The 18,038-nt window shown below is 44.6% G+C and carries 15 protein-coding genes; 8 read left to right on the forward strand and 7 right to left on the reverse strand.

Annotation, left to right across the window (positions count from 1 at the left end; translation table 11 throughout):
* Nucleotides 1-2 precede the first annotated feature (2 nt).
* The 4 genes from AB6D06_RS20675 to AB6D06_RS20690 all read right to left on the reverse strand — a co-directional run bounded on the left by AB6D06_RS20675 (nucleotide 3) and on the right by AB6D06_RS20690 (nucleotide 5,018).
* Nucleotides 3-1,040 (reverse strand): LacI family DNA-binding transcriptional regulator, encoded by a 1,038-nt coding sequence (locus AB6D06_RS20675; RefSeq protein ID WP_017065252.1) that lies wholly within the window; start codon nucleotides 1,038-1,040, stop codon nucleotides 3-5.
* 197 nt (nucleotides 1,041-1,237) lie between these two features.
* Nucleotides 1,238-2,323 carry a porin gene (locus tag AB6D06_RS20680; RefSeq protein WP_372111675.1) on the reverse strand — a complete coding sequence of 362 codons (1,086 nt, stop codon included), beginning with the start codon at nucleotides 2,321-2,323 and terminating at the stop codon, nucleotides 1,238-1,240.
* A gap of 248 nt (nucleotides 2,324-2,571) precedes the next feature.
* Nucleotides 2,572-3,588: a nuclear transport factor 2 family protein gene (locus AB6D06_RS20685; protein ID WP_017065254.1), complete on the reverse strand. Its 1,017-nt coding sequence runs from the start codon at nucleotides 3,586-3,588 to the stop codon at nucleotides 2,572-2,574.
* 125 nt (nucleotides 3,589-3,713) lie between these two features.
* Nucleotides 3,714-5,018, reverse strand: a complete 1,305-nt coding sequence (locus AB6D06_RS20690; RefSeq protein WP_017104144.1) for an MFS transporter — start codon at nucleotides 5,016-5,018, stop codon at nucleotides 3,714-3,716.
* Nucleotides 5,019-5,366: 348 nt separating this feature from the next.
* On the opposite strand from AB6D06_RS20690, the gene AB6D06_RS20695 reads away from it, so the two are divergent.
* Nucleotides 5,367-6,908, forward strand: a complete 1,542-nt coding sequence (locus tag AB6D06_RS20695; RefSeq protein ID WP_017065256.1) for a sodium:solute symporter family transporter — start codon at nucleotides 5,367-5,369, stop codon at nucleotides 6,906-6,908.
* Nucleotides 6,909-6,934: 26 nt separating this feature from the next.
* Nucleotides 6,935-8,305 (forward strand): L-serine ammonia-lyase, encoded by a 1,371-nt coding sequence (locus tag AB6D06_RS20700; RefSeq protein ID WP_136979737.1) that lies wholly within the window; start codon nucleotides 6,935-6,937, stop codon nucleotides 8,303-8,305.
* Nucleotides 8,306-8,404: 99 nt separating this feature from the next.
* On the opposite strand, the gene AB6D06_RS20705 is transcribed toward AB6D06_RS20700, so the two are convergent.
* Complete coding sequence (locus tag AB6D06_RS20705) at nucleotides 8,405-8,890, reverse strand: Lrp/AsnC family transcriptional regulator (RefSeq protein ID WP_017065258.1); 486 nt, start codon at nucleotides 8,888-8,890, stop codon at nucleotides 8,405-8,407.
* A gap of 122 nt (nucleotides 8,891-9,012) precedes the next feature.
* On the opposite strand from AB6D06_RS20705, the gene AB6D06_RS20710 reads away from it, so the two are divergent.
* Entirely contained in the window at nucleotides 9,013-9,612 is a 600-nt protein-coding gene (locus tag AB6D06_RS20710; protein ID WP_229648049.1) for a LysE family translocator, read from the forward strand.
* Between the two features lie 136 nt (nucleotides 9,613-9,748).
* Here AB6D06_RS20710 and ahpF read toward each other — a convergent pair whose 3' ends face one another.
* The gene (gene ahpF / locus AB6D06_RS20715) at nucleotides 9,749-11,341 is read right to left on the reverse strand and encodes an alkyl hydroperoxide reductase subunit F (RefSeq protein ID WP_229648050.1); all 1,593 of its coding nucleotides are present in this window, start codon (nucleotides 11,339-11,341) and stop codon (nucleotides 9,749-9,751) included.
* Nucleotides 11,342-11,539: 198 nt separating this feature from the next.
* A complete protein-coding gene (ahpC, locus tag AB6D06_RS20720; protein WP_016798107.1) occupies nucleotides 11,540-12,097 on the reverse strand; it encodes an alkyl hydroperoxide reductase subunit C in 558 nt (185 codons plus the stop codon).
* Nucleotides 12,098-12,558: 461 nt separating this feature from the next.
* Between ahpC and AB6D06_RS20725 the strand changes: the two genes are divergently transcribed.
* The 5 genes from AB6D06_RS20725 (at nucleotide 12,559) to AB6D06_RS20745 (ending at nucleotide 17,793) form a co-directional block, all read left to right on the forward strand.
* Nucleotides 12,559-13,050 (forward strand): VOC family protein, encoded by a 492-nt coding sequence (locus AB6D06_RS20725; RefSeq protein ID WP_029222246.1) that lies wholly within the window; start codon nucleotides 12,559-12,561, stop codon nucleotides 13,048-13,050.
* Nucleotides 13,051-13,329: 279 nt separating this feature from the next.
* Complete coding sequence (locus tag AB6D06_RS20730) at nucleotides 13,330-14,706, forward strand: uracil-xanthine permease family protein (protein WP_372111681.1); 1,377 nt, start codon at nucleotides 13,330-13,332, stop codon at nucleotides 14,704-14,706.
* Nucleotides 14,707-15,043: 337 nt separating this feature from the next.
* Nucleotides 15,044-15,496 carry a septal ring lytic transglycosylase RlpA family protein gene (locus AB6D06_RS20735; RefSeq protein WP_102320537.1) on the forward strand — a complete coding sequence of 151 codons (453 nt, stop codon included), beginning with the start codon at nucleotides 15,044-15,046 and terminating at the stop codon, nucleotides 15,494-15,496.
* A gap of 478 nt (nucleotides 15,497-15,974) precedes the next feature.
* Nucleotides 15,975-16,988 (forward strand): manganese-dependent inorganic pyrophosphatase, encoded by a 1,014-nt coding sequence (locus AB6D06_RS20740; RefSeq protein WP_372111684.1) that lies wholly within the window; start codon nucleotides 15,975-15,977, stop codon nucleotides 16,986-16,988.
* Nucleotides 16,989-17,340: 352 nt separating this feature from the next.
* Nucleotides 17,341-17,793 (forward strand): hypothetical protein, encoded by a 453-nt coding sequence (locus AB6D06_RS20745; RefSeq protein WP_017089087.1) that lies wholly within the window; start codon nucleotides 17,341-17,343, stop codon nucleotides 17,791-17,793.
* Nucleotides 17,794-18,038: the final 245 nt, after the last annotated feature.

An 18,038-nucleotide genomic window follows, 5' to 3' on the forward strand; every position in this document is an offset into this window, starting at 1 on the left:
TCTTAACGTTGGTTCTGTTTTAGCGTCGTGTTTCGTTCAATGAACTTCACTGGCACCATCAGCTTAACCAAGCTTGTGTCTTGCTCTTGAATCTGGCTAACGACAATTTTCACTGATTCACGTGCAAGGCGTCTGAAATCTTGCTTGAAGGTAGTGAGTTGGTAGTTCAACCATTGAGTCTGTGGGATATCGTCAAAACCAATCACTTGAAGATCTTCTGGAATACGCAGGTTAAATTCTAAGCGCGCCACATCCATTACTGCCATCGCGAGGTTATCTGTCGCACAGAAAATCGCTTGAGGATGTGTGGGTTCTGAAAACAGAGTCCGAATGGTATCTAGAGCATCAAGGTAGTCATAGTCAGCTTCAATAACACGAGCTTGCTTGCCTGTTAGATCTTCGAATTCTGAGCAAAAGCCCGATTCACGCTCGCCGTTGGTGTAGGTTGGCACGTTACCTGTCAGGTAAACCGCTGACTTTGTTCCTACGCTATGTAAATGTTGAGCGGCGACTTGGCCTGCGGCGTAGTTGTCACTTATTACATGGCTACTCTTAGTCCCCTCAACTACACGAGCATACTGAACAATGGGGATGTTGAACTCTTCACACTCTTCATAAAGCGACTTATTAAAGGTCGCCGAAGCAGCAATTACGCCATCAACTCGGTATTGGAAGATATTAGGAATCGAGTGGTTGTCGTTTCCATCCACTTGCCAAGGAATCAATACCGCAGAGTAACCCTGCTTTTGTAGCTCAGTAGAGATAAGCTGCAGAGTTTTCATGTGGATAGGGTAGTCGGCATCTGGGAAAACTAAGCCAATCAATTTGGACTCATTTGTCGTCAGACTGCGGGCAAAGGCATTGGGACGATAGTTCAACGATTTTGCTGCATCGAACACTTTTTGCTTGGTCTTTTCAGACACTGAACTGCCCGGGACAAATACACGAGATACAGTTGATTGAGAAACGCCAGCAAGTTTAGCGACATCTTTAGAGGTGACGGTTGGCTTTGACGCCGTGGAGTGTTTTGGAGAGCTCATAGACCATACTTTTGAACCAAATTGATTGTGCATAGAGTAACATAATTAGGTACGTACTCAAAAATACAATATGCCATGATTGGATGAAAAATAAGGGTTAATAGAGAGTGTTGAATATTATTCTGGGTATGACCCAAAAAAGCTCTGCGTAAGAGCAGAGCTTTGTTTAAAGAATTTATGAATCGACTAACTGGGCGTTAGAAGTAGTAACGAATACCTGCAGCGAATTGGTCATCTCTGTTTTCGAATTTATTGCCAACGAGCTGATCTTTACCTAGGTCGAATTGGTATTCAGTCCAAACTAGGAATTTGTTCTTCTGGAAGTGGTATTCAACACCAGGGATAAGCAGGTTACGCTCATAGCCATCTGTTTGGTCATCACGATCTTCCATGTAGTTGTAGTTCAACGTAGGGCGTAGGCCATTGTCGAAGTGGTAGTACGTGTAGATTTCACCACCTAGGGTATCGAACATTACATCCGTACCGCCTTGGCTTACAGCTTCCCAGTTTTCGCCAACATGGAAAGTGGCACCTGCGTAGAAGCCGCCGTTGCTGTAGTTCGCACCCAATAGCATGATGCGCATGTTGTCGCCATTTTCTACGCCAACCACACCTGAGTCTAGGTCTGCAATTTCATTTTGGTGGTAAGCTGCACCTAGTGTTACGCCATCAACCGGTTTGTAAGTGATTGACGCACCCATTCCGTTTTTCAATGAAGCTGTCGCATTACTCGCTAGTGCCACTTCTTCACGTGTCGTTTGGTAAGTGAAGCCGTAGCTTACTTGGTCGTTGATTGAGTTACGGTAAGTAATGGAGTTTTCTGCTCGACCTGTACCAGATGCAATACCCCAGTCAGATAGGTTGTAAACACCTGAGCCGCGAGTACCGAAGACACGACCTAAGTCGGTGTACCATGCGACGTCATAAAAAGTAGACCACTGCTTAGTACCTGCTGCGATCTTGCCGTATTTGTCGTGCTCTACGCCTGCGTATAGAAGTCGGTCGTAAATATTGTCGCCGTTAGCACCTGAGTTGTAACCCCATTCAGCATGGCCAAAGCCAGTCCAGCCGTTATCGAGTCCCATTTGACCTTTAAGGCCGAAACGAGAGCTACCGCTGTTCCACTCACCGTTGTGGTCGCCGCCCTTATCTTGGTAACGAACGTCGAAACGACCGTCTAAAGTAAGGCTATCGCGCGCGTCATTGGTAAAAGTGTGTGCAGCAAAAGCAGAACCTGAGGTAAGTGCTGTCAGGATCACTGCTGAAAGAATCGACTTTTTCATTGTAATTCTCTTTATTCAGGCCGTAGAAAGCCACCGTGCTTTCAAGCCCGTTATATTGGTAATGGTTTGGCAGGGTGTACCCCATCCATGAGGCACTAGTAGATTCAGTTATTAGTGGAGCAATAATGAATTGGTTGGAGCACTTACTAGGAGCGAGAAGGGTCCCCCAGTAAGCGTGGCAACCTAAATCAGATGTCTATTTAGGTCGCCACTATTTCGTTTCAATCTTTTGGATTAAAGCGTATCGATTACAGCGTTGGGTTCATGATGCTTGAAGTGCGTTCGAACACATCTAGACCTTGCTGTTGTAGCCAGTAAGGAAGGTCGATAAGAACCCAGTTCTCAGACAGTTTGTCACCGTCACGGTAGTAAACGTCAACTACTTGCATGTTTGCACGTACTTCACCGCCGGTCATACCTAGGAAGCCACCTGTTGGTGTGTTTGATAGGTTTGGCCAACCGAAGAAACAAGAGAAGTTACCTTCAGCGAAACGACAAACGTGGCCGTTGAACTTCTTGTCTTTCAGGTTGTTACGGAAAGGAAGTTGGTGCTGTTGTTGGTAGCGAGGAATTGTGTAAGACGCGCCGATACCACATGGGCCGTACCAAATCATGTCTTTTGACCAGCTCTTCGCTAGTACTTCTGGTGGGCAACCCATCGCGCCGCTGTCGTTAAGAGCAGACAGGTCATCAACCATTTTGTTTACTAGAGCAAGTGTCGCAACACCTTCTTCTGGAGCCGCGTCTTCGAATAGCAGACCGTCGTGGTTACGTGGGCCAGGGTATACGAAGTGCTTACCAGTTGATGGTGGAAGTGGGTAGCAACCCGCTTGATCCATCATGCCTAGTAGGTCTAGAAACAGGCCTGTCTTAGTGATTTTGCCATCAACAACACAGTTAAATTCTGCGTAGCGAACGTTCATGATCTTGCCAGTTGGGCGCATACCTAGGTATTCAGCGTCGAATAGACCCATGAAGTGACCCATGCTCATTACCCAAATCTCATCTGGGTTAACTTCGTTGTTACCACCGATGAAGATGTCTTGACGACGCTGCATGCGAGTCATTGACTTCATCATTGGTGCCCAGAATACGTCAGCTGCTGCTTGTGCGCCTTCTTGCTCACGGAATGGGTAAACACCGCGCCACAAGTAATCTTCAGAAGTGTGTGCTTTTAAAACTTCAGCAACGTTCTCGTGAGTTGCGTTTTCCATTGCATCGAAGTATTCACGAACAATGCGTTTCGCTTCTTGATATTTAGACATAATAATTTCTCTTTGTGTTGTCGAGTCAACATTCGGAACAGGACTCGATTTGGATTTTGTTACCGGCTGATTTATCAGCTGGCTTTAAACTTTTCGTATTTGAACTTCAGCGTATGAGTGTCGAATTAAGCTTTTGCTGCTTCAGCTTTTTTGCTCTTATCGAAGACGCCACCTTTTAGAGTTTCAGGCAGTGTTAGCCATAGTAGGCCGGCGATAATCCATACGATTGGTGAGCCCCACATTGCTGTTTGTAGGTCGGTACGCTCTTGGATGAAGATAAGAACCATTGGTGCCCACATGCCGATAATACGACCGCCATGGAATAAAGCTGCACCATAGCTACGCAAGCGTGCTGGGAACAATTCAGAGAAGTAACCGCCCCATACTGCAGAAGCAGACAGGCCGAAGTTGTAGATAAGACCTAGAAGAGCCAGCATGTTTAGGCCGCCAATCATCATGTCACCAGGTGCGACAAAGAAGATAGAAACCATGATACCTGCGAGGATGAAGCCGAACGCGTTGATCTTACGACCGTACTTATCTGCTGCCCATCCCCAGAACCAAGCACCGAAGAGTGAACCAAATGCTGAGATAGAGAAGATCAAACCGATGGTTGCACCATCAAACATACGAACATCTTTCAGGTAGGTAGTTACAAAGCCACCGAAGAATTGGAATCCGTAGAAGTTAAGACCAGAAAGAAGTAAACAAGTAATCGTAATTTTGCGGTAAGGCTTGCTTAACATCTCACCCCAAGAACCTTTTTTAGCTTCGGTTACTTCACCAGCTGCATTGGTTGTGGTTTGTTGATCTTCTTCACCGTAGGCGATCACTGTTTTGTCGCTTGGTAATACAAAGATCATTAACGCTGCTGCTACAAGCGGTGGAATACCACCTACCCACATTAGGCTCTGCCAAGGTGCATCAACACTTGTAATGAAGGCTGCGTAAGCGCCCATTGCCACTAAAGCAACAGAGAACATTGAAGAAGCAAAAGCAGTCAACTTACCGCGAACCGTTGGTGTAAATAGGCCAATCATCAAAGATACAGCTACAGTGAAGTAACCGCCTAAAGACAGTCCAATGATGAAACGCATTGCGGCCCAAGTGGCGTAGTCGGTAAACATCATGTTGATGATGGTTGCACCACCGTTTAATGCCGTAATTGCTACTAGCGTGGACTTTTTGCCGAACTTGGTTGCGAACCATGCACAGCTCAGTGCACCAATCAGAGCACCAACAGACTGCCAAGTGTAGAACTGAGCGGTATCAGAAAGGCTAATACCAGCATATTCTTCCACAATGTATGGGCGTACGTAGTCAATAATTACAAAGTTATAACAATAAAAAAAGTAACCTACTAGAATTGCTAGATATGCGGCTACCCTTTGAATCATAGGAACTTCGCTCATGTGTTTTTTAATGGTCATGACCGATAAACCTTTATTTTATATAGGGTGGTTTTGGTTTTAATTATTGTGTGTTGATTATTTAGCTTCATCACACCGTCTTCATTTCGGGAGAGATAATAGAATTTTTGTGGTTATTAGATCCGTGATCAAAGTCAATTTTAAAATGAGTGCGTACCCATTTTGTGCATTTTAGTGATCTTGATCTCATTTAACTGGGTTTTTGTGCTTTGTGGGGCGATTTGAGTGTTTAATCGTCTATCTTAGTGATAATAGTCACACTTATTGTGGGTTTTTGAGGGAAAACATCCATTTTTGAGTACTATTGGCAGCGAATTAATTGCGACATACAATAAACGGAATCTAAAAATGGTTACGTACTCAAGTTTTGTGGTTATTGCTCTTTATGTGCTAACTACTTTGTTTATCAGCTACTTAGTTAATAGGCGCTATAGCGTCGGTGGCGACTTTTCGACTGGTGGAAAACAGTTTGGTTGGTTTACGGCAGGTGTGTCGATTCTTGCAACCTACATCAGCGCAATGACGTTCGTTGGCATGCCGGGCTGGGTTTATAGCTCAGGCATGGAAGCGATGAGCGTACATTTGAACTATCCAATAGTGATCTTTTTCACTGTGCTTTTCTTTGTTCCGGTGTTTTACAAGCTCGGCCTAACCTCGATTTACGAATACCTAGAGCACCGCTTTGGCGTTGTTGCTCGCACGATCAATTCCATCGTGTTCATTGTGGTTCAGTGTATTTCGGCAGGGGTTATTCTGTATGCGGTAGCCCTGATCTTAGTGCAAGTGCTGCCAGTGAGTATCTCTGAGGCGATCATCTACATCAGCGTATTTACTGCGTTGTATACCTATGCGGGTGGTATCTCGACTGTAATCTGGACTGACATGCTTCAGTCAGCAGTGTTGATTATCGGCAGCATTGCGATCTTTGTTTTATTGCTGATGAAAATCGATGCGGGCGAGATGTTGTCTCCTGAACATTTGAATATCATCAATCTCGATTTTGACTTAGGCGTCGATACCACATTGTGGGCCGGCGTAGTGGCTGTGAGCTTCTTGCACCTGAGTGTGTATGGCACTAACCAACTGATTATTCAAAGAACATTGGCGACTAAGTGTGTTAAAACAGCGCAAAAATCGATGTTGCTTTGTGGCTACGGCGCATTTTTTGTTTATCTGTTCTTTGCTGTGATGGGGGTGCTGTTAAGTGTCTTTTATCAAGACAGCAGTTTTGAAAACAGCAACGAAGTGATTCTCGATTTTGTGTTTAACCATACCAACCCAATCATTGTTGGTTTGGTGATCTCAGCACTTTCGGCTGCGGCAATGTCGACATTGGATTCCACCTATAACTCAATGGCGACGGTCGCAACGTTCGATTTCTATAAGCGCTTCTTCCGTAAGCAAGCCTCTGACGCGCACTATGAATCAGTGGCTAGAAAAATGAGCCTGGTTGCTGCAGCGTCGGTTGTTGTGCCTGCGTTACTGGCTGTTTCTAATGAATCAGTGCTTAAAACGATTGCGAGCTTAACCTCTATTTTTGTTGGTATTCGCCTTGGCTCTTTCATCTTGGGTTTGTTCTTCAAACAAGCAAACGAGAAAGGCGTAATTGCGGGCAGTATTGGCAGTGTGGCCGTCGTATTCATCGCCAAATACAGCGGAATAGCTTGGCCTTGGTTTGCCTTGATTGGCACTGTGGTTTTCTTAGTGTTAGGTGTTGTTGTGAGCCGCTTCTGGGGAGAGGTAACCGAGCAACAAAATGAATTTATAGAAAAGCAAAAGCATTTGTTTGCAAAGCCTACCGCGAGTCATTATGGCTTGTTGGTGTTCGCTGTTGTGACGATTGCTGCTTGTACTGTTATCCCTGATTGGCTTTATGCCGCTCTTTCTTAATTGACCGATTTTTTACTGGTATATCTATGTTATCGATCTTTGATATCTACAAAATTGGTGTTGGGCCATCGAGCTCTCACACCAACGGCCCAATGATTGCGGGTTTCCATTTCACACAATTAATCGCTGATAAAATCGCAGAAGTGACGCGTATTCAGGTGGATTTATACGGTTCTTTGTCATTGACTGGCATAGGTCACCACACCGACAGAGCTACAATATTGGGGCTACTAGGCAATAAACCAGACACCATCAAAATCACCAGCGCAAACCAAGCAATGCGTCATGCCGTAGACAGTGGTGAGATGGATTTAGCGGGCACCAAGCACATTGCCTTCAACTACGAAACCGACATGTTGTTCCACAAAGACAATCTGCCTCTGCATGAAAATGGCATGATGATTACTGCGTTTGACCAGAGTGGCAACGTGATTGTCGATGAAACTTATTATTCGATTGGCGGCGGTTTTATCGCAACTGCTGATGAACTGCAAAATGGTACTCAAACCCAAGCGGTAGAAGTTCCTTTCCCGTTCAAAAACGCCGATGAAATGCTTCAACAAGCTGACAATAGTGGGATGAGCCTCGGTGGTATGATTCTAAAAAATGAAGCGGAGTTCGAAGGCGCTGACATTATTTCAGAGAAAGCGGATCAAATCTGGCGAGTGATGAGTCGTTGTATGGAGCGTGGCTTTGAAACCGAAGGCATTCTTGATGGTGGTTTGAACGTAACTCGTCGTGCGCCTAACCTACTGAAAAAGTTAGAAGCGAATGCGGCGGTTGAAAACGACCCAATGGAAATCATGGATTGGATTAACTTGTTTGCGTTTGCGGTTAGCGAAGAAAATGCGGCTGGTGGCCAAGTGGTAACATCACCAACCAATGGTGCGGCGGGCGTTATTCCTGCTGTGTTGATGTACTACCATCGCTTCATTAAAGAGTTGGATACTAAGCAGTTAAAAGATTTCTTAGCGGTATCGGGCGCGATTGGTATTCTGTACAAAACTAACGCTTCGATCTCTGGTGCGGAAGTGGGATGCCAAGGTGAGGTAGGCGTATCATCCTCTATGGCGGCTGCGGGATTAACGGCACTACGCGGTGGCAGCAATGAGCAGATCTGTATTGCGGCGGAAATCGCGATGGAACACTCATTGGGTATGACTTGTGACCCAATTGGCGGCTTGGTTCAAGTGCCGTGTATCGAGCGAAATGCGATGGGTGCGATGAAGGCAATTAATGCATCTCGCATGGCATTGAAGCGAAACTGCAAGTCTTTGATCTCACTCGATAAGGTCATCGCAACCATGTACCAAACCGGTAAAGACATGAACAAGAAATATCGTGAAACATCACTCGGTGGTTTAGCCTTGATCCATTTAGCTCATCCTTGTGAATAGCTAAGCCAGTTAACCCAGTAAATAATAACGTTAAGCCCAGAGCCTTAGACTTTAGAAATCTATCGCGGCTGGGCTTTTTGTTTTATGTGTTTTAGGGAGCTAATCTGAAAGCGGTAATCGATAGCTGTTTTTCAACTCTTTTACTGAGATGTTCGACTGAATCGCACTCACGCCTTTGACTCGTCTGATCGAGCTAATACGCTCAAAGTACTCTTCCAAATCTTTGGCCAACACTTGCACCATGTAATCGGCGCCGCCTGCAATGCAGTGACACATAGGAATCCAATCGGTTACCGCGACAAATTCTTCGAATGGTTCTGTGTTTTCAACTTCATGGTTACCCAAGGTCACAAGAGTAAAACCAGCCACATGAAAGCCTAATTTCTTACGATTCAGCTTAGCGGCGTAACCATCGATATAGCCAGTTTCCTCCATGCGTTTCCAACGACGCCAGCATGGGGTTTCGCTGAGGTTGACCTTCTCTGCGAGCTTGCTGTTGCTCATGCGTCCGTCTTGCTGGATATGCTCTAAGATGGCGATATCTGTGTCATCTAACACTTCTTTGGTGGATTCTTTCTGTTTCATGGCTATTTTAGAAAAGTCTTGCTCAAATTTGGATTAATATTAGCCTATATAGCAATTTAATTCCTAGTCGAATCTGTAAACTCTCCCCCTATAAATACTTTACTTATTAGGAGTGAGAGGAAATGAGCTCTCAATTAATGCTGGCGTTCTTGCTATTTTCAACATCAATAGCAATTACCCCTGGGGCAGGCAATATCGCATTACTTGGGATTTCAAGTCGTTATGGATTTGCTGCGACTTTACCTTTTATCTCTGGGAACGCTGTTGGCATCATCATCGTACTGGCGGGTTCTAGTGTCGGTTTGGTTAGCCTATTTACCCTTTACCCAGAGCTATACAACATTTTGAAATACGCGGGTGCGGCTTATTTGCTGTTCATGGCGTGGTCGATTGCGAATATGCAAATCGAAGAAAGCACCACTGACAATCGTTCAGGCTTTGTGTCGGGTGTGTTGGTGCAGGTGTTAAATCCTAAAGGTTGGATAGCGTCATTAACCGTGTTTTCGCAGTTCATCACTCCGAATGCAGATTACTTGATTCAAGTCGTGACCATTATCGCGGGTATGGTGATTACCGGTGTACCGTGCATGTTGGTGTGGGCGTATTGCGGCACCATGCTTAAAAAGCTACTGCAATCACCAAAACAGATGATGTTTGTGAACCGTTGCTTGGGCGGAAGCTTAGCGATGGTGGTTGCCTTTATGCTTTATCAACCGGCGTAAATCACAAAGAAAAAAACCACTCCTAAATCCATAGGAGTGGCGTCTAAATGTCGACTAAGTCGTTAACAGTAAAGAATTAAGTTAACAAATATTTAAGGAACTTGAGTTAAAAGCTTTAAGCTTTTCAGTGTAAAGGTTAAGCGGTTTCAGCCTCTTTAACTGGAGCTGAGTTACGGATTAGGTGGTCAAATGCACCTAAGCTTGCTTTCGCACCTTCACCCATCGCAATGATGATCTGTTTGTAAGGTACGGTTGTTACGTCACCCGCTGCGAACACACCTTTCATTGATGTTGCGCCATGAGCGTTAATTTCAATTTCACCGCGTGGTGAGAGCTCAACTTTCGAACCCTTCAACCATTCGCTGTTTGGCATCAGGCCGATTTGAACAAAGATACCTGCGAGTTCAATCTGTTTAAGTTCATCGGTGTTGCGGTCTTTGTATTCCAGACCGGTTACACGGTTGCCATCACCAATCACTTGCGTTGTTTGTGCCATCTTGATGATTTCTATGTTTGGTGTTGCGTTCGCTTTGTCGATAAGCACTTGGTCGGCACGCAATGTGTCTGCAAATTCAAGTACGGTTACGTGTTCAACGATACCCGCTAAATCAATTGCCGCTTCGATGCCTGAGTTACCACCACCAATAACCGCTGTTTTCTTACCTTTGAATAAAGGACCGTCACAGTGTGGGCAGTAAGCGACGCCTTTATTGCGGTACTCTTGCTCACCCGGAACGTTCATTTCACGCCAGCGAGCACCGGTACTTGTGATAACCGTGCGAGTTCGTAGTGTTGCGCCGCTCTCTAGCTCAACGTGGATGTAGCCGTCTTCAGTGTCTTCTGCTGCAATGATGTTTGCAGCGCGCTGCTCAGTCATCACTTCAACACCGTACTCTTTTACGTGCTCTTCAAGGCTTGCCACTAATTTAGGGCCAGTTGTCGCTTTTACTGAGATAAAGTTCTCAATCGCCATGGTGTCCATCACTTGGCCGCCGAATCGGTCAGCAACCACACCAGTACGAATGCCTTTACGTGCAGCATAAATTGCCGCTGAAGAACCTGCAGGGCCGCCGCCGACAACCAATACATCAAACGGTGCTTGTTGGTTTAGGTTTGCTGCTTTCTTTTCCGCTGCGCCTGAATCAACCTTGTTAAGGATTTCAGCCAGTGACATACGGCCTTGACCAAATAGCTCACCATTAACGAATACACTTGGTACTGCCATGATGTCGCGAGACTTCACTTCATCTTGGAATGCTGCGCCGTCGATCATCGTTGTCTTAACCAGAGGATTAATCGCCGACATCATATTGAAGGCTTGAACCACTTCTGGACAGTTTTGGCATGAGAGCGAGATAAAAATCTCTACATTAAGCTCTTGATCGAGTTCTTTAATTTGCTCGATTACGTCCGCTTCAAGCTTGATAGGGTGACCACCACTATGAAGCAGTGCTAGAACCAGTGACGTAAATTCGTGACCCATTGGCAAACCGGCAAAACCGATCGCGGTGCCTTTCTCTTGGTTCACGACCTGCATGATAGGGCTGCGAGTGCTTGCGCTGTCATCGCGAGTCACTTCAATTTTATCGGTTAAAGACGAGATGTCATTCGCCAGATCTTGAAGTTTGTTCGCGGTGTCGCTGCCATCCAGGCTAAGCACTAACTGAACATTGGTTTTTAGGTTTTCTAGGTATGCTTTTAGCTGCTGCTTCATTGCTTGATCTAACATAATCGTGCCTGCTCTTAAATTCTGTGTCTTGGTATTGACCAATACCTTCTTGCTGAAAAAGGAAAATAAAAAGGGGGCGCAAGTCGGCAAATATTGTGGTGTTGATGTTTTGAAAGGGTGGCGCGCGACTGCCCTTTAGGAGGGGGGCCGAAGCGCGCCTGTAGAACCGTTTAGCTATTCTTGTTAGCTAGGCTTAGATTAAATCTTGCCTACTAGGTCTAGAGATGGAGCTAGAGTCTCTTCGCCTTCTTTCCATTTAGCTGGGCAAACTTCACCTGGGTTAGCGGCTACGTATTGTGCTGCTTTAACCTTGCGTAGTAGGTCTTCTGCGTCACGGCCGATGCCTTCAGCTGTGATTTCCATTGCTTGGATAACGCCTTCAGGGTCGATTAGGAACGTTGCACGGTCTGCAAGGCCTTGACCTTCACGCATAACGTTGAAGTTATTTGTGATGTTGCCAGTTTGGTCGCCTACCATGAAGTATTCGATAGTGCCGATTTTGTCAGAAGTATCGTGCCATGCTTTGTGAGAGAAGTGAGTGTCAGTTGATACTGAGTAAACTTCTACGCCGCGAGATTGAAGCTCTGCGTATTTGTCTTGTAGGTCAACTAGCTCAGTTGGACATACAAACGTGAAGTCTGCTGGGTAGAAGAAGAATACAGCCCACTTGCCTTTAACGTCTTGCTCAGTGATTTCTACGAATTCGCCGTTTTTGAATGCTGTTGCGTTGAATGGTTTGATTTCTGTGTTGATCATGATTTGACTCTCTTTCTAATTTATAGTGTTTAACGCTATCCCGCGTCGATGTAGATATATTGCATTGCCACCGGAAATTAGTGAAATCGGACATTTCTATAGATTCAATAGGCGAATCCTATCTTCGAAAGGAAAGGACTATCGGTAAAAGCTATCAACAAAAACGATTAACAAAAGCCATCAAACATCAGCAACCCCAATTTGAGTAGCTATGCTTTTTAGGTTGTTCTCTATTTAGGTAAGCAGTATTTGGTTCAGTATCTATGTAGGTAAGGGGAAGTACGGTTTCTTTACGCGAGTTGAGTTGTTATACCAATCTGTAAATAACAAAAAATTATCATTAATATAATTTATGATAATTTCAGTTAATCGTCGCATCTCCATATACTCTCTTCATCGAAACGAAACATCGAAGCCAGTCTTCGAAACGCACAGAATTAAAAACGAATTTGGAGCAAGTTATGAAAATGAATCACGTAGGCATCATGGTTGGCGATATGGACAAAGCCGTTGAGTTTTACACGAAAGCTTTAGGTCTAAGAATCGTAATGAACAACACCAAAGTAATGGAAGAGCGCGAATCAGCAATCGGCCGCATGTGTATCGCAGTATTTGGTGAAGGCTTCAAAGGCTTCAACATTGCACACCTAGTCACATCTGATGGTATCGGTGTTGAGTTGTTCGAAATGAAAGAACGCCAAGAACGTCACGAAGTTGATTTCTCTCGCCTAGGCATCTTCCACTTCTGTCTACAGCTTCCAAAAGAGCAGTTTCATTCAGCTATCAAGCGCGTTGAAGAGTATGGCGGTAAGGTTCGTATGGACATCATGCGTTACCACCCAGAAGACGAACTAAAACAAGCACAAATGGTTTACCTAGAAGACCCGTTTGGCAACCTATTCGAATTCTACTCGCACACATACGAAGATACGTACGCGACTGATTACGAGTAATCGCGTTACTTGCCTGTCATAAGGTAGAAACCGAAACACCCCCTAAAGAGGATTGGTAGCGATACCAATCCTTTTTTGTGTCTGTAGGGCTAAATTTGGGAACATCGGATAAACTATCGGTTGCACTAAAACAAGCCGACATTGTTGCTCTATAGTGCAACATTGGACTGATTGAAAACTTAACTGATTGATAAATATTATGTTAAACCATTGGCATATATGTTGCTCTATTGCCTTTATGTAAATTGTATACAATAAGAAATACATAAAGGAAGTCACATGGAACAGAACAGTGAATTGATCTACGGGTTGGACGATCGACCATCAGTCAAAGCAGCCAGTTACGCGGCGCTGCAGCATGTATTAGCCAGCTTTGTTGGAATTATCACACCCACGCTCATTATTGGCGGTGTTTTAGGGTTAGGTGAACACACTCCTTATCTGATCAGCATGGCATTAATGGTGTCTGGGGTAGGTACCTTTATCCAAGCCAGAAAAATAGGGCCAGTTGGTGCAGGGATGATTTGTGTCCAAGGAACCAGCTTTGCATTCTTAGGATCTGTATTAGGTGCGGGCTTCCTTGTTAAAGCGAATGGCGGTGGCCCGGATGAAATGCTGGCGACCATTTTTGGCGTTTGTTTCTTCGGTGCGTTTGTCGAAATTGTCCTATCGCGTTTTATCGAAAAGTTGAAAGTGGTGATCACCCCAGTTGTAACCGGAATCGTTATCACCACGATTGGTATCTCTTTGATTAAAGTTGGCGTCACAGATATTGCTGGTGGTGTTGGCGCAGAAGATTTTGGCTCTGGAAGCAATCTGATGTTGGGTGCGATTGTGCTCGGAACCATAGTGGCACTTAACCTAAGCAACAACACCATGGTAAGGCTGTCGTCGATTTTAGTCGGATTGGTTGTAGGGTGGGGCGTTGCTATTCTGATGGGCAAAGCGCCAATGGTTTCTTTTGCATCTCAACCGCTATTGAGTATCCCAGTCCCATTTAAATATGGCTTCGCTTTTGATTGGCAAGCCTTCCTCCCTATTGCTTTTATCTACTTGATTACTGTTATTGAAACGACGGGTGACCTTACCGCCAATAGCATGTTCTCAGGCCAACCAGTTAAGGGTCCAAAATACATCAATCGACTCAAGGCGGGCGTGCTAGGTGACGGTGTGAACTCGCTCATCGCAGCGGTATTCAATACTTTTCCGAACACGACTTTCAGCCAGAACAATGGCGTGATCCATTTTACTGGGATTGCGAGTCGTTACATTGGCTACTTCATTGCGGCAATTCTGTTTCTATTAGGTCTATTTCCCATCTTAGGCGCGGTATTAATGACGATTCCAAAGCCAGTATTAGGCGGAGCGACATTGGTGATGTTTGGTACGGTTGCTGCGGCGGGCATCAAGATTATCGCTAGTGAGAAGCTGGATCGTCGCAGAATCATGACGATTGCCATCTCATTAGGTTTAGGGCTTGGGGTGATGCTAGTGCCGGATTTATTGAAAGAAGCGCCCAAGCTAGTGCAAAGCATATTTGGCTCGCCAGTCACGATGTCGGGTGTTGCTGCTCTTGTTATTACCGGGTTGATGTCTTTGGTGCCTGAAACTAAAGCCAAATCGATGACGAATTCGGTACAAACCAGTAAAGCGTAACTTATACAGCCGAGAAGAAGCGTAGGTGACTGATTACGGACAATTGCGCTTAAGGCAGAAAAACGAATTACCCCTAAAGAGGATTGGTAGAGATACCAATCCGCTTTTGTATTTGGATGTTTGGCTGAGTGACTTATCTACATGAAGCGATTAAGAAATATACAGATTTAAGACGTTGTTAAAGTTGACGTTTTGACGATAAAACCTTTCATGAATATGACGGAAGAAAGTGTCGTTCATGAAAACATTCCGTCATCATACCGAATGGTAGCCTTGGCTGAGCAGTGACTATACTCAGCATTATATTGCTAACCAACAACAACGAAAATAGAGAAACATGCAGAGATTAGCGCACACAAACCACATGAAAAAATTACATATTATCTTTACCGCTCTTATCCTTATGATATTAGCCGGATGCACCTCAACGTCGGCTGTCGGCAGTTCTAAAACAAAGGAATATGCCAAGTCACATGCTCTTGCTGGTAAAGCTTCTTGGTATGGCGATAAATTCCATGGAAGGCTCACAGCAAGTGGTGAGACGTATAATATGAATGCGACTACTGCGGCTCATAAAACCTTGCCATTCGGGACTATCGTGAGAGTGACCAATACAAACAATAACAAGTCTGTTGATGTGAAAATTAATGATCGAGGCCCTTATGTAAAAGGCCGAGTGATCGACCTGTCGCACAAGGCATTTGCAAAAATCGGCAACGTTAAACAAGGCACCGTGCCTGTCAAAATCGAGATTGTTGATGACAGCAATACCTTTCGATACAAACACTAGAATTCCCTCCTAACCTCCCCTTGGTTTACATCTCCGATCCCTTACCAGTAGTGGGAAAGGGGAGGAACAGAACCTCGATATCGGTGAATCAATAGCTCATTTATGCTTACTCAATAAGGCTGCTTTGTAGCCTTATTTGTGCCTTTCGATAATCCATTTTTAATAAGATTATCTTATTTCTAATATGTGGGTTGATGATGTTATGAGGTAAATAAATCAGTATCTTAGCTTTCTTATCATTAGGGTTCATTGAAATTCATTGTGAAATAATGAAAAGCTGAACTAATCCAAAATTGGTTGTGGCGGGCGTGTAATAGAAAGGGGGAGGTACAATTGATGGGAGAAGAAGACTCTCAAAGAGAGGGAAATTACATTTCGTTACTCACTGAAGTAAATCTGAAATATTAGTGACACGGTTCTGAAATTTTTGGTGTTTAGCTTATGGGCTTCTATATCGCATTCAAATAAGGAAATACCCGTGAAGCTAACCCCTGTCGTTGCAGCCCTAATTATGTCTTTTAGCTCAGCAAGCTATGCTTTCAGTCTTCAACAATCTGCCAATGAAAACAGTGAAGATCTCGTATGGACAGGGCACCTAAGCCCAGACAGCGACACGGTAATGTCTGCGATGCTCGCGGCTCATATCTATGGCGGTACAGCGACAGTACCAGAGCCTATCAATCCAGAATCCACCTTCATCTTGAACTACTGTAATGCTGAATCTCCACGCGTAGAGACAGATTACTCTTCATATCGAGTGGGGCTGGTGGATTTCAACCAGGTCACTCAGCTAGCGCCAACTATCGACCAAGCATCGATTGTTGCTGTGGTTGATCATCACGCGATTGGTGGCTCACCGATTAACACCCCACAGATTGTCGAAATGGATATTCGAGGTTGGGGGTCGGCTGCAACTATTCTTGCTGACAACGCTGAAAAGTTGGATGTGACCCTACCTAAGCACCTTGCTTGTGTAGGCTTAGGCGCAATCCTTTCTGATACTGTGGTATTCCAATCATCAACCACGACTGAGCATGATCGTGAATACGCAGAGAAGCTAGCGAAGGTTGCAGGCATTTCAGATATAGAAGACTTCGGTCAACAGATGCTGATTGCTAAGTCGGATCTCAGTCACCTTTCTTCTGAGACCATTTTGACGCTGGATTACAAAAACTTTAAATACGGTGGCAAACAGGTGGGTATTGGTGTGGCTGAAACGCTAACGGCTCAACAACTGATTGACCGTAAAGACGAACTTTTGGCGGCAATGAAAGCCTACAAAGAAGAGAACGGCTTAGAGCATCTGTTCTTCTCCATCACAGACACTAAGAACAAAGAAGCTAACTTATTGTGGGTGGATGAAAGCGACTATCAAGTGATTAAATCGGCTTTCAACGCTGAACCAACAAGCGATATGCTGACCCTAGAAGGCGTCACTTCGCGTAAGCGTCAGATTGGCCCTGCGGTACAAAAGGCAATTGAGAGTTTGTAGAGAGTAAGAGCCGTTACTTTATAAATAAGTAGTGAAGGGATTGGTAGAGATACTAATCCCTTTTTGTTTTGGGTGTGTTGAATTGGGTTTGGATAAAGTTGAGTTACGTTTTTTCTAATTTGACAAAGTTTATGGATAACCCGGATCTAACATAGCCCTTTATGATACGAATCCCAAAGGACATTCACGACCTACCACGTGAAGAGTTAGACTTAGAGCAGCCTTAAACAAGTAACCAATCCTAGTCGCGGCCTTCCATTCTCGGTAAGTTAGTATTCATAGCTTGAACTAATAATACAGTGTTTTATTGTTTATAGTAAATCCCAGACAGAATGACTAACAGGACAATGAAATGACCTCAATCAAAACCATTGGTTTAACAGCTATCGCACTTGCACTTATGACAATTACTGGCTGTACCAGCTTAAAGGTAAAGGCTGCGAACGCCTTCGTGTCTGACCCAATTATCACACACGCAGACCACGACCAACTTACCGAAGCCAGTTCGAAAATCGATGGTATCCGTTATACATCAATGACGACGACGATCATCACGACCAAAGCAGCAAAGCGCACAAATGGAGTTGCTCGCGTAGACATCGAGGCTGATGGAATCGAAGAGGTGCAATCAAAATGGCATGGTGAAGAACACGTTTGTCAGATGTACCACGATCGTATGAACAATCCAGAAACTGAGGGCCTGTCAGACATCGTTGGTAATGGATTGGCGCTGAACTACCAGATCGCAATTCGTGGTGTTGATGGTCAGTCCTATACTTGTTCTGGGCATGTAGATCCACAATAACAAAAAATAACACTGCGCTTTACTGGGTCTATTTCAAAAGTTGGAAACGAATTTTTTTTATCGCTGTTTGGTGAGTAATGTGCCTGTTTTTCACATTAGCTAGTTGTATTACTCGTGCCATACCTAATGAAACGTTTAAGGCACTTTCGAGATAGGAAGTGCCAAAGGTAAAAATTCATCCTACGAAGCATCTGTCGAGTAGACGACACTTGTTACCAAGTGCCGCCCCTCTAAGAACCGTACGT

This window comes from Vibrio sp. 10N.239.311.G01, from assembly GCF_041465805.1.
In the GTDB taxonomy this organism is placed as follows: domain Bacteria; phylum Pseudomonadota; class Gammaproteobacteria; order Enterobacterales; family Vibrionaceae; genus Vibrio; species Vibrio crassostreae_C.